This window comes from Pseudoalteromonas sp. 78C3, from assembly GCF_002836695.1.
Lineage (GTDB): Bacteria > Pseudomonadota > Gammaproteobacteria > Enterobacterales > Alteromonadaceae > Pseudoalteromonas > Pseudoalteromonas arctica.
In genome coordinates this window covers 26,180-38,533 of sequence record NZ_PJAV01000173.1, presented here as the reverse complement: position 1 = coordinate 38,533, position 12,354 = coordinate 26,180, and the positions used below count along the sequence as shown (strand labels likewise).

Annotated in this window: 9 protein-coding genes; 5 read left to right on the top strand and 4 right to left on the bottom strand. The window is 41.5% G+C overall.

The window, feature by feature from the left end; translation table 11 throughout:
* Positions 1-9 precede the first annotated feature (9 nt).
* The 3 genes from dnaE to lpxB are packed head-to-tail and all read right to left on the bottom strand — an operon-like array spanning position 10 to position 5,253.
* Positions 10-3,501: a DNA polymerase III subunit alpha gene (gene dnaE / locus CXF76_RS18920; protein WP_101164361.1), complete on the bottom strand. Its 3,492-nt coding sequence runs from the start codon at positions 3,499-3,501 to the stop codon at positions 10-12.
* Between the two features lie 2 nt (positions 3,502-3,503).
* A complete protein-coding gene (rnhB, locus tag CXF76_RS18915) occupies positions 3,504-4,106 on the bottom strand; it encodes a ribonuclease HII (protein WP_007581013.1) in 603 nt (200 codons plus the stop codon).
* On the bottom strand, positions 4,096-5,253 hold the full coding sequence (gene lpxB, locus CXF76_RS18910; RefSeq protein ID WP_101164360.1) for a lipid-A-disaccharide synthase: 1,158 nt from the start codon (positions 5,251-5,253) through the stop codon (positions 4,096-4,098). The genes rnhB and lpxB overlap by 11 nt, the downstream gene beginning before the upstream one ends.
* Before the next feature lie 301 nt (positions 5,254-5,554).
* On the opposite strand from lpxB, the gene CXF76_RS18905 reads away from it, so the two are divergent.
* The 5 genes from CXF76_RS18905 to cydC are packed head-to-tail and all read left to right on the top strand — an operon-like array spanning position 5,555 to position 11,972.
* Positions 5,555-7,138, top strand: a complete 1,584-nt coding sequence (locus CXF76_RS18905; protein WP_010553739.1) for a cytochrome ubiquinol oxidase subunit I — start codon at positions 5,555-5,557, stop codon at positions 7,136-7,138.
* Positions 7,135-8,274 carry a cytochrome d ubiquinol oxidase subunit II gene (cydB, locus tag CXF76_RS18900; RefSeq protein ID WP_101164359.1) on the top strand — a complete coding sequence of 380 codons (1,140 nt, stop codon included), beginning with the start codon at positions 7,135-7,137 and terminating at the stop codon, positions 8,272-8,274. Before CXF76_RS18905 ends, cydB begins: the two co-directional genes overlap by 4 nt.
* A gap of 12 nt (positions 8,275-8,286) precedes the next feature.
* On the top strand, positions 8,287-8,451 hold the full coding sequence (cydX, locus tag CXF76_RS18895; protein WP_002958303.1) for a cytochrome bd-I oxidase subunit CydX: 165 nt from the start codon (positions 8,287-8,289) through the stop codon (positions 8,449-8,451).
* A complete protein-coding gene (gene cydD, locus CXF76_RS18890) occupies positions 8,441-10,234 on the top strand; it encodes a thiol reductant ABC exporter subunit CydD (protein ID WP_101164358.1) in 1,794 nt (597 codons plus the stop codon). Before cydX ends, cydD begins: the two co-directional genes overlap by 11 nt.
* Positions 10,227-11,972: a thiol reductant ABC exporter subunit CydC gene (cydC, locus tag CXF76_RS18885; protein ID WP_101164357.1), complete on the top strand. Its 1,746-nt coding sequence runs from the start codon at positions 10,227-10,229 to the stop codon at positions 11,970-11,972. Before cydD ends, cydC begins: the two co-directional genes overlap by 8 nt.
* Here cydC and CXF76_RS18880 read toward each other — a convergent pair.
* Positions 11,955-12,347, bottom strand: coding sequence for a septal ring lytic transglycosylase RlpA family protein (locus CXF76_RS18880; protein WP_024590726.1), 393 nt, complete (start codon positions 12,345-12,347; stop codon positions 11,955-11,957). The genes cydC and CXF76_RS18880 overlap by 18 nt on opposite strands.
* Positions 12,348-12,354: the final 7 nt, after the last annotated feature.

The following is a 12,354-nucleotide window of genomic DNA, read 5'->3' as shown; positions in this document are numbered from 1 at the left end:
ACTACCTAATCAGTTAAATTCTAGTTCTACATCTTGCGCAGCCATTAGTGATAACTTATGAATTAAGTCGTCACTTGGCGTAACACACCATTCGATCCCAAGAGTTAATTGCGCCAACGCATCTGGACGTTGGTAATAAACCTTGATCGGACACGTTCCCATTTTATAGGGTTCGAGTACTTTTTGTAATTTATCGAAGAAACCTGCCTCGACTTGCACCATGTTCAGCGTCATTTTAATCGCTTTAATACGCTTTTCACGCGCTTGAGCAATGGTGTTTATTTCTCTGGCGGTCATTGTAATACCACCGGAGAAGTTATCAAAGCTGACCTGTCCAGATATTACCAAGATATTGTTAACTTGGAGCATATCTTGGTACTTTTCAAACTCGTCTGAATACAAGCGTACATCAATCCGTGCACTCTTGTCATCTAAAGTTACTAAGGCCCAACGATTTCCTTTTTTGTTAATTAATACCCTAGAAGCAATCACCAAACCTGCGGCTGTTGCAAATACATCGCGGTTCGTTGGCTGTAAATCAACTATTTTCCCGCTGGTATAATGCCTAAGCTCACGGCGGTACTGATTTATCGGATGCCCAGTTAAATAAAGGCCTAGGGTTTCTTTTTCACCATCTAACCATTCGTTATCAGTTAGGCCTGTGGCTTTAATAAAGGCTTGTTCAACCTCATCAGGCTCAGTGGCTAATAAACCAAACAAATCACTTTGCCCTAATAGCTCAGCTTTGTTGTGTTGGTCGGCTGCCCGCATTGCACTTTTTAAACTAGCTAGTAATGTAGCACGGCCAGCTTGGGTTTTTTCTGGCCCTAAATTATCGAGTGCACCTGAATAAATTAATTTTTCGGTCACGCGTTTATTTAAGCGTTTTAAATCAACTCGGGCACAAAAATCAAATAAATCTTTAAATGGGCCCCCTTTTGCACGCGCTTCTAATATTGCATCAACCGGTGCTTCACCTACGCCTTTTATCGCGCCAATACCGTAAACAATCTCGCCTTGCAAGTTTACTGTAAACTTAAACTCACCTGCATTCACATCTGGCGGCAATAAGGTGAGCTTCATGTTTTCACATTCATCCACCAAAATAACGATTTTGTCGGTGTTATCCATATCAGCCGACATTACCGCAGCCATAAACTCTGCAGGATGATGCGTTTTCATCCACAGCGTTTGATACGAAACAAGTGCATACGCCGCCGAGTGAGATTTATTAAAACCGTAACCTGCGAACTTTTCTACCAAGTCGAAGATTTTTATTGCGAGTTCGCCGTCAATGCCGTTATTTCTTGCGCCATCTTCAAACGTTGAACGCTGCTTTGCCATTTCTTCGGGTTTTTTCTTACCCATTGCACGACGCAGCATGTCGGCGCCACCTAGCGTGTAACCTGCTAGTACTTGCGCAATTTGCATTACTTGTTCTTGATACAAGATAATGCCGTACGTTGGATCAAGTATTGGTTTTAAGCTTTCGTGCTGATACTGCGCATCTGGGTATGAGATTTCTTCGCGGCCCAGTTTTCGGTCGATAAAGTTATCTACCATACCTGATTGCAGCGGACCTGGTCGAAACAAGGCCACGAGTGCAATCATATCTTCAAAGCAGTCGGGCTTAAGTCTGCGTACTAAGTCTTTCATACCGCGCGACTCTAGCTGGAATACAGCAGTCGTTTCGGCGCGAAGTAATAATTCAATACTTTTTTTATCATCCAGTGGGATGGTATTTATATCAACGAGGTCTTTACCTTGGCGCTCCATGCGCACGTTGGTCATATCGACCGCCCACTGCAATATAGTCAGTGTACGTAAACCCAAGAAATCGAACTTAACTAAGCCTGCAGTTTCTACGTCGTTTTTATCAAATTGCGTTACCGGAAACTTACCTTCGTCATCGCAATAAAGCGCGGCAAAGTCGGTAATAGTGGTTGGCGATATTACTACGCCACCCGCATGTTTACCGGCGTTACGTGTACACCCTTCTAGGATGCGACACATGTCGATTAAATCTTTTACTTCGTTATCGCCATCGTAGGCTTCTTGCAAGCGCGGTTCTATATCAAACGCTTTAGCAAGTGTCATCCCAGGATCGCCGGGGATCATTTTAGAAATACGATCAACAAACCCGTAAGGGTGCCCAAGCACTCGCCCTACATCGCGTATTACCGCTTTTGCAGCCATGGTGCCAAAGGTAATAATTTGCGATACCGCATTACGCCCATACAAAGCCGATACGTGATCAATTACTTCGTCTCGTCTATCCATACAAAAATCGACGTCGAAATCGGGCATTGATACACGTTCTGGATTCAAAAACCGCTCAAAAAGCAAGTCGAATTCAAGTGGATCCAAATCGGTAATTTTAAGTGCGTATGCAACTAATGAACCTGCACCTGAACCACGACCAGGCCCAACCGGAATATTGTTATCTTTACTCCACTGAATAAACTCCATTACGATTAAGAAGTAACCTGGGAATCCCATTTGGTTAATTACGCCGAGCTCTATATCAAGTCGCTCATCGTATTCAACGCGTTTTACTTTTCGCTCTTCTTCGTCGGGGAATAAAAACTGTAATCGCTCTTCAAGACCGTCTTCTGATACTTTAACTAAAAACTCATCAATCTTAAGTGAGCCAGTTGGGTAATCAGGTAAAAAGTAAGTCCCTAGCTGAACCGTTACATTACAACGTTTAGCTATTTCTACTGTGTTTTGTAGGGCTTCTGGAATGTCGCTAAACAGCTCAGCCATTTGCTCTGATGTTTTTAGGTATTGTTCTTCAGAGAACCGTTTAGGTCTGCGTTTATCGTCAAGCGTGTAGCCGTCAAAAATAGCAACGCGAATTTCGTGCGCTTCAAAGTTTTCAGGCTTTAAAAACACTACTTCGTTGGTCGCTACAACAGGTAACTGCTCTTTGGTAGCAAGCTCTACCGCCATGTGTAAGTAGTCTTCTTCAAGCGGTCGATTGGTGCGCACAAGCTCAAGGTAGTAGTTATCGCTGAAATGCTGCTTATAAAAGCTAATTACCGACTCAATAACACTTGGATTATTTTTTAGTAACGCTTTACCTAAGTCACCATCTTTAGCGCCCGAGAGAATAATTAAGCCCGTTTTATGCTCCACCAGCCATTCTCGGTCAATCACTGGGCGATGAAACACATGCCCACGTTGATACGCTTTAGATATTAATAAGGTAATATTTTTATAGCCGTCGTTGTCTTTGGCTAATATGGTTAAGCGGCTTGGCTCGTCAGGAAATTCTGGGCTACGAACCCAAAAGTCAGCACCCACAATAGGCTTAATACCGGCGTTATGTGTTGCGCCATAAAAACGCACTAAGCCACAAAAGTTCATTTGATCGGTAATCGCAATAGCGGGCATTTGCAGCTGTTGTGCTTTAGCGACTATCGGCTTTGTTTTAGCGAGGCCGTCAACCATCGAAAAATCTGAATGAACTCTTAAATGAACAAAATCAGGAGCAGCCATGCTTAACCCTCACCATTGGCTTGCGCCAATACACGCTGCACAGGTTTAAAGCTTTTACGATGCTCATCAATCGCGCCGTACTGCTCAAGCGCTGCAAAATGTGCTTTTGTTGGATACCCTTTGTGCCCTGCAAAGCCATATTCAGGGTGGCGTTTATCAAGCTCAATCATTTCGTCATCGCGTGCTACTTTAGCTAAAATAGACGCCGCTGAAATTTCTGCCACTAAGCTATCGCCTTTAACAATAGCTTGCGCTGGCATAGTGAGTTTTGGTAAGCGGTTTCCATCTATAAATACAAATTCAGGTTGCGTACTTAATGCCTCTACTGCACGGGTCATAGCGAGCATAGTCGCGTGCAGAATATTTAACTCATCAATTTCAGTTGGATTGCAGCGCCCATAGGCATAACACAATGCTTTTTGTTTTATTTCAATCGCAAGCGCTTGGCGTTTTTTATCTGTTAATTTTTTAGAATCCGCTAAGCCAGCTATTGGTTTAGCGGGATCTAAAATGACGGCAGCAGTAACTACATCACCAACAAGCGGGCCGCGCCCTACTTCATCTACACCGGCAATTAAGGATACATTAGGTCTATCAATTTGCATTTATTAACTCCGCCACAGCATTCGCTGCTTGTTCGCTGGCATTTAATCTAATTTTTTCGTGAATAGCTAAAAAGCGTGCTTTTAGCTCTTTGTTATCAGTGTTGAGCATAGGAGTAAGCGCATTTGTTAAATTAGCCACATTACACTCACTTTGTAAAAACTCAGGCACTAGCTCTTCGTCTGCTAATAAGTTAGGCAACGAAAAATACTTAATATTAAACGTAAATAAAGTCTTAAATATCCAATAGCTCAAAGGCTTTATTTTATAGCCCACTACCATTGGCTTTTTATAAAGCATGCCTTCGAGTGTTGCAGTGCCCGACGCTAATAAAATAGCATCAGCAGCTTGCATCGCTAATTTTGATTGTCCATCAAGCAGGTTAACATTAAGGTTTGGCGCGGTAGCGTTTAATATATCAGTAAACTGCGCTTTGCGTTTTTCGTTAACCAGTGGCACCACAACTTTAAGATTGGGGTTTTTAGCTTGCAGCTCTGCAGCTGTTTTAATGTAAGTTTCACTTAGTAAGCCAACTTCTGAGCCTCGGCTACCAGGAAGTAACGCCAGTACTTTGTCATCAAGGCTTAAGCCGAGTTCTGCACGTGCTTTGCTGTCGTCGTGTTCAAGCGCTATATCGTCTGCCAAGGTATGACCTACAAATGTACATGGCACTTGGTGCTTATCGTAAAATTCTTTTTCAAATGGCAGTAACGCAAGCACTAAATTAGTCGCTGCACTTATTGTATGAATTCGCTTTTCGCGCCACGCCCAAACAGACGGACTTACATACTGTACTGTTTTAATGCCCGCATCTTTAAGTGGCTTTTCAACGCGTAAGTTAAAATCGGGTGCATCAATACCAATAAATACATCAGGTGGGTTATCTACAAAATGCTGCACGAGTTGTTTACGTATTTTAAGCAAACGCGGCAAACGCCCTAGCACCTCAACAAGCCCCATTACCGAAAGCTCATCCATGTCGTAAAGTGTTTTACAGCCCTGCGCTTGCATTTTAGGTCCTGCTATTCCTTCAAAAATAGCGTCCGGAAAATGTTTTTTAAGGGCTTTAATTAAACCTTCACCTAAAATATCGCCCGACAGTTCACCTGCCACAATACCAATACGTAGTTGTTTTTTATCTTTATTCATTTGATTTTATTTCACAAGTAAACCAGGCGTTCATGCTTGTTAGTTTACCGTGTTTTACTGTTTGGTTAAACGCTTTAAATAACTGGTTTTTTATCACGTAAGTTAAGGCTTTATGTTGTTTGTTTTTAATACTGATGTAGCATAGGAAATATATATTAAGTTTTACTAATATGTATGTTGACAAAAATTGCACAAAAGTAAATACTATTACAAACTTTCAGTAATTACTGAAAGTTCATTAAACCTTAACTTTGCCAATTAAATGTTGCCCTGTTAATCCGTCACTCTCAAGGAGCCAATAATGATAGATGAAACCTTTGTGGATCTATCGCGATTACAGTTTGCTGTTACCGCTCTCTTTCATTTCTTATTCGTACCGTTAACGATAGGTATGACCTGGATTTTAGTTATTATGGAATCGGTTTATGTTATGACCGGTCGCGAAATTTATCGTGATATGACTAAGTTTTGGGGAAAATTGTTTGGTATTAACTTTGCAATTGGTGTGGCGACAGGCCTTACCATGGAATTTGAGTTTGGTACTAACTGGTCTTATTACTCCCATTACGTAGGTGATGTTTTTGGTGCTCCCCTTGCTATTGAAGGTTTAATGGCATTCTTTTTAGAATCGACCTTTGTAGGTATGTTCTTTTTAGGCTGGGACAGACTCTCTAAACGCCAACATTTAGGTGCAACCTTTTTAATGGCCATTGGTACCAACATGTCGGCGCTGTGGATTTTAATAGCCAACGGCTGGATGCAAAACCCAGTAGGTGCTGAATTTAACTATCAAACCATGCGCATGGAAATGACCAGCTTTGCAGAGCTTGTGTTTAACCCTGTAGCACAAGTTAAGTTTATTCATACCGTATCGGCAGGTTATGTAGCTGCATCTATGTTTGTACTGGGCATAAGCAGTTGGTACATCTTGAAAGGCCGTGATTTAGCGTTTGCTAAACGTTCTTTCTCGGTCGCATCGGGCTTTGGTTTAGCATCAATTCTATGTGTAATTTTACTCGGTGACGAATCAGGCTACGAAGTAGGTGAAGTTCAAAAAGTAAAACTTGCCACGATTGAAGCTGAATGGCACACAGAAGAGGCTCCGGCTGCGTTTACCGCATTTGGTTTTCCTGATTCAGAAGAGCAAGTAACACATGCTGCGGTTAAAATACCTTACGCACTTGGGTTAATTGCTACGCGTTCACTTGATGAGCAAGTAACGGGTATTAACGACCTAGAAAAACAACACGAAGTACGTATTCGCAACGGTATGATTGCTTATGAATACCTTACAAAACTCAGAAACGGTGAAGATACGCCAGAAAATGTTGCTAAGTTTAATACCCTAAAAGATGATTTAGGTTATGGCTTGCTACTTAAGCGCTACACACCTGATGTTGTAGATGCTACCGAAGAGCACATTCAAAAAGCCGTTAAAGACTCTTTCCCTAAAGTAGGCCCTATGTTTTGGTCATTTAGGATTATGGTTGCCTGTGGTGTAGCCATGCTGGGTGTATTTATATTGGCATTTTACTACAACGCACATCGCGTTATTGAGCAAAAACGCTGGTTGTTATGGGCTGCCGTATTGAGCATTCCACTACCTTGGATAGCTATTGAATTTGGCTGGATAGTTGCTGAGTATGGCCGTCAACCTTGGGCTATATCTGAAATACTGCCGACCTTTTTAGCCACGTCGTCACTAACAGTAAACGATATTTTAATTAGCTTAACTGGATTTATTGTTTTCTATACTGGTTTAGCCATTGTTGAAGGTTGGTTGATGATCCGCTTTGTTAAGCAAGGACCAAGCTCGCTACATACTGGTAAATATCATTTTGAATTGCCAAATAAAACGGATCAAACTGAAGGAGAGCAATCATGATTTTTGATTATGAAACATTAAAAATGCTTTGGTGGTTGATCATTGGTGTGCTGCTTATTGGCTTTGCTATTACCGATGGCATGGATATGGGCGTTGCTATGTTGCTTCGCCTAGTTGGTAAAACAGATTCAGAGCGCCGTACAGTAATAAACACTATTGGTCCGCATTGGGATGGTAACCAAGTATGGTTTATAACTGCAGGCGGCGCGTTGTTTGCAGCGTGGCCTATGGTTTATGCTGCCGCATTTTCGGGCTTTTACTTTGCCATGATGCTAGTACTCTTTGCTTTGTTTTTTAGACCACTAGGGTTTGATTACCGCAGTAAAGTAGACTCAAAACGCTGGCGCAATAACTGGGATTGGGGCTTGCTTGCAGGCAGCGCGATTCCGGCATTAGTTTTTGGTGTTGCATTTGGTAATTTATTTTTAGGCGTACCGTTTAATATTGATAATCTAATGCGTGTTAGCTACCAAGGCTCATTTTTTGGCTTACTTAACCCGTTTGGTTTGCTTGCTGGTTTAGTGAGTATCACTATGCTAATTGCTCATGCTGGTATGTGGTTACAACTTCGTACAGCTGATGCAGTAGCAGATCGCTCAGGGCAATATGGTCGTTATTCACTGATTGTATTTATTGTGTTATTTGCTGCAGCAGGCTTTTGGGTTGCTAATTTAACGGGTTACCAAATTGTATCGATGCCTGATACACAAAGTCATGCAGACCCATTAGCTAAAGTAGTAACAACAGCCCAAGGTGCTTGGTTAAGTAATTACAGCACCCGCCCGTGGACAATGACCTTCCCTATTTTAGCGTTTGTAATGGCACTAAGTGCGCTATTGTTTTCTAAATTGAACAAACCAGCACTTGGACTTATTTCAACAAGCTTAATGTTAATTGGCGTGATTATGACGGCCGGTGTTTCACTGTTCCCATTTATTATGCCATCAAGCAACAATCCAAATATTAGCTTAACAATTTGGGATGCAGTATCGAGTCATAAAACGCTCAATGTAATGTTTGTTGCAGTGTGTATTTTTGTTCCACTTATTTTAACTTACACCACCTGGTGTTATGTAAAAATGTGGCGCAGAGTAACGGTTGAAGAAATTGAAAACAACACTCACGGTAGCTACTAAGGAGACTAAACTATGTGGTATTTCGCTTGGATTTTAGGTGTACTTTTGGCCTGTACCTTAGGTGTAATAAATGTAATGTGGTACGAATTTCATCAAAATAAAAACAGCATTGCTGATGATGAACAAGCCATGCACGATTTATTAAACGATGCTAACAACACAAAAGATGACGACTAACCCCCGACCAGATCGCGCGCAGCAGCAATCACTGCGCGCTTTTTTAAAGCGTCAAAGTAAACCCGCTGCAGTGTGGTTAAAGTTAAGCATTGCACTGGGTACTTTTAACGCATTACTGATGATTGCAGGTGCTTATTTACTTGCGCAAACTATTCACAACGTTATGTTTGAAGGTAATAATTTAGCCCAAGTTACTCATTTATTATGGCCCTTAGCAGGCATTATTTTATTGCGCGCGGTGTTTTTAGCATTAAGCGAACGCTTGAGTGCATATGCTGCACTTAAAATAAAATCGGCTATGCGCCAAACACTTCTAAATAAGCTCAGCTTACTTGGGCCAAGCTATATAGAACAACACGGCCAAGGCGCTACATTAAATACCCTACATAATGGCGTAGAAGCACTCCACGACTATTATGCTAAATACCTACCTGGTGCTGCTTACAGCGCGCTTATTCCGCTGGCAATATTGGTTGTTATTTTTCCGACAGATTATAAAGCTGGGCTGATATTTTTATTAACCGCCCCACTCATTCCTTTTTTCATGATTTTAGTAGGCTCAAAAGCCGAAGCTTTAAACCAAAAACGCTGGGAGCAACTTGCTGTACTGGGCAATTACTTTTTTGACCGCATACAAGGTTTAACTCAACTCAAGCTATTTAATGCAACACGTACCGAGCTTAAACAAATAGCTAAAATTTCAGATGATTTTAGACACGCTACACTCGATGTTTTAAAAATCGCGTTTTTATCATCATTTGCACTTGAGTTTTTAGCCACCATTAGCGTGGCATTAGTCGCAGTAATTATTGGTTTTAGACTGTTTTTTGGCACTCTTGATTTTGCTACTGGCTTTGTGGTGCTACTTTTAGCGCCTGAATTTTATTTACCACTGCGCCAGCTAGGTAGCCATTACCATGCACGCTTACAAGGCATTAGTGCCGCTGCCGATATGGTTGCGATTTTAAATGCACCACTGCCAAATGACGAAAATGCGTCAGTGACTACAAGCACGCCTGAAAACAATTTAACTTTAAATGCAATTAACTCCATAAGTATTACCGACCTTAATTTTATATACCCAGATAGTAACGAAGGCATTAAAAATATAAATTTAACACTGCCAAATAAAGGCTTAATTGCCGTTGTGGGCAGTAGTGGCTCAGGTAAAAGTACGTTGTTTGACTGCTTATTAGGGTTTCATCCTGAGGTGATAAACCACCTATCTATTAATGATCAGAGTTTAAGCACAACCGATATTACTTACCTGCAAAATAACATTGCATGGATACCACAAAAAGCGACGCTGTTTTACGACACCATTGCTGCCAACATAAAATTGGCCAAACCAACTGCCACACAGCAAGAGCTTGAACATGCTGCAAAGCAAGCTGGTGTGCTTGAATTTATAAATACCCTACCCGATGGTTTTAACACACTGATAGGTGAGCAAGGGGAAGGGCTTTCTGGCGGACAAAAGCAACGCATCGCACTCGCACGTGCATTCATAAAACAAGCACCAGTTTTAGTGCTTGATGAGCCTACAGCACACCTTGATAGCCAAACAGAGCTGCTTATTCAAGATGCTATTAATGAATACGCTAAAAATAACTTAGTATTAGTCATTGCTCATCGATTAAATACCGTTAAACATGCCAGCAATATCATTGTTATGCACGATGGAAAAATAGCTGAGCAAGGTCACTTTGAAACACTTGCAGCGCAAAATGGTGCATTTGCTGATTTATTAAAAACGGCTAAACAAGGGGTGGCGCATGCATAATTTTATTCGCTTATTAAAGCTTTGTGCTCCTCATTATAAAGCGATGCTATTGGGTACATTTTTAGCAACGATTACGGTATTAGCTAATGTGGGCCTGTTGGCTATATCTGGTTGGTTTTTAGCATCAATGGCCGCTGCTGGTATTGCGGGCGTACAAATGAATTATTTTACCCCTGCCGGCACGATTCGTTTTTTAGCAATTGTGCGAACAGCATCGCGCTATGGCGAACGCCTAGTTACTCATAACGCCACGTTTTTATTACTAAGTGAAATACGTACCAATGTATTTGCAACGTTAAGCAAGCTTAACAATGTTGATTTAGCAATGAGCCGCAGCGCTGATCTAGTTAACCGATTACAAAACGATGTAGACGCACTCGACAAGTTTTATTTAAACGTTTTACTTCCTATGCTGGTCGCTCTTTTAAGTGTGCCAATCATCATGCTGTTTATGTCGGCCTATAATGGCAACGTCGCCCTTATTTGCTTTACTGGCATTATACTTATTGGTGTGGTTATACCTGCCCTACTCAGCGCAAAGCTCACTAAAAACAGCCACAAAGAAACACAACTTAGTGCACAACTTCGCTCTGAGCTTTCAGATACACTTACAGGCCTTAGAGAGCTTAGTATTTATCAAGCCCGTTCGCAGCAGCTTAATAAGTGCGACGAATTAAGCGAGCAGTACAATCAGCAATTATTTATTCGCCACAAAGCACTGGCAAACTCAGATGGGTTAAGCTTATTGGTTGTTCAATTAGCGATGCTTGCTAGCATAGTAACCATTGTCCCACTGGTTTACGCCAACAGTATGGTAAATGTAGAACTTGCTATGTTAAGCCTGTTTGTACTGGCAAGCTTTGAAAGTGTATTGCTACTACCCAATGCGTTTATAGAGCTTCCTAGTGTATTAAAAGCAGCAGAGCGGTTGTTTACACTTGAAGATAAAGCCGCTAACTCACAAGTTAAAGATACACATGTAGACGTTAATGAAAACTTTAGCGCGCAAAACCACACGCTAGCACTTAACAATATTAGCTACCAATATGGTGAGCAAACAGCGCTTACTAATATCAGTTTTGAGCTAATGCCCCAGCAAAAAGTAGCGATTGTAGGTAGAAGCGGCAGCGGTAAAACAACGCTTGTCAATCTACTTACTGGTTTATGGCCTTTACAACAAGGCAGCATAACGCTAAACAATCAAAATAGCGTTGTTGACTTACATTCGTTAAATAATGATATACGCGCAAGTGTGATAAATATATTAGCTCAGCAGCACCATATTTTTGATGGCACACTGAGTGAAAATTTACGTTATGCCGCGCCAAATGCAACTAAAGAGCAAATGATTGAAGCGCTCTCATTAGCGCAATTAAGCCCTTGGTTTAATGAGCTAAAAGAAGGTTTAAAAACACGATTAGGCACTGGCGGGCGTAATGTGTCGCAAGGTCAGTCTAGACGTATAGCTATTGCACAAGCATTACTTAAAAGTCCGGCTATTTTAGTTCTTGATGAACCAACAGAAGGTCTTGATAATCAGTCTAAGCAAGGGGTAATGCAAGCAATAATGCATGTTATGAATAACGCGAGCGTGCTCACAATTACGCACGATCCCGCTCTACTTGCTCAAATGGATAATGTTGTATGGTTGGAAGGCGGTAAAGTAGTCGCACAAGGCTCTCATAAAGAGCTCAGTGGGGCTTATCCTGGTTATGTTGCGCTAACTACCCGGTTTTAAAACCTTTACTGATACATCAATAACGCCGACCTTAGGGTCGGCTATCTTTTTAAACATACTTTTTGATAAATCAATAATACGACCTCGCACATACGGGCCTCTATCGTTAATTCTTACCGTGACTGATTTGTTATTGGCTAGATTGGTAACAACCACCGTAGTACCAAAATCGAATTCTAAATGGGCTGCCGTGGCGGCTTGTTGGCTAAAGCGCTCTCCGTTGGCGGTTGTTCCTCCGTGGTATTTATCAGCATAAAAAGATGCTTTCCCAACTTGAGTGATTTCTCCAGCAGATGATTTAACAATAGGCTGGCTACTACAAGCGGCTAAAACTGAAGTAATAAAAAGAGTGACTACTAACTTAGGTAAACGCATAGGACGG

Bases quoted from the DNA above. Each gene is read 5' to 3' on its own strand.
- dnaE (WP_101164361.1), bottom strand. From the start codon at position 3,501: ATGGCTGCTCCTGATTTTGTTCATTTAAGAGTTCATTCAGATTTTTCG.
- rnhB (WP_007581013.1), bottom strand. From the start codon at position 4,106: ATGCAAATTGATAGACCTAATGTATCCTTAATTGCCGGTGTAGATGAA.
- lpxB (WP_101164360.1), bottom strand. From the start codon at position 5,253: ATGAATAAAGATAAAAAACAACTACGTATTGGTATTGTGGCAGGTGAA.
- CXF76_RS18905 (WP_010553739.1), top strand. From the start codon at position 5,555: ATGATAGATGAAACCTTTGTGGATCTATCGCGATTACAGTTTGCTGTT.
- cydB (WP_101164359.1), top strand. From the start codon at position 7,135: ATGATTTTTGATTATGAAACATTAAAAATGCTTTGGTGGTTGATCATT.
- cydX (WP_002958303.1), top strand. From the start codon at position 8,287: ATGTGGTATTTCGCTTGGATTTTAGGTGTACTTTTGGCCTGTACCTTA.
- cydD (WP_101164358.1), top strand. From the start codon at position 8,441: ATGACGACTAACCCCCGACCAGATCGCGCGCAGCAGCAATCACTGCGC.
- cydC (WP_101164357.1), top strand. From the start codon at position 10,227: ATGCATAATTTTATTCGCTTATTAAAGCTTTGTGCTCCTCATTATAAA.
- CXF76_RS18880 (WP_024590726.1), bottom strand. From the start codon at position 12,347: ATGCGTTTACCTAAGTTAGTAGTCACTCTTTTTATTACTTCAGTTTTA.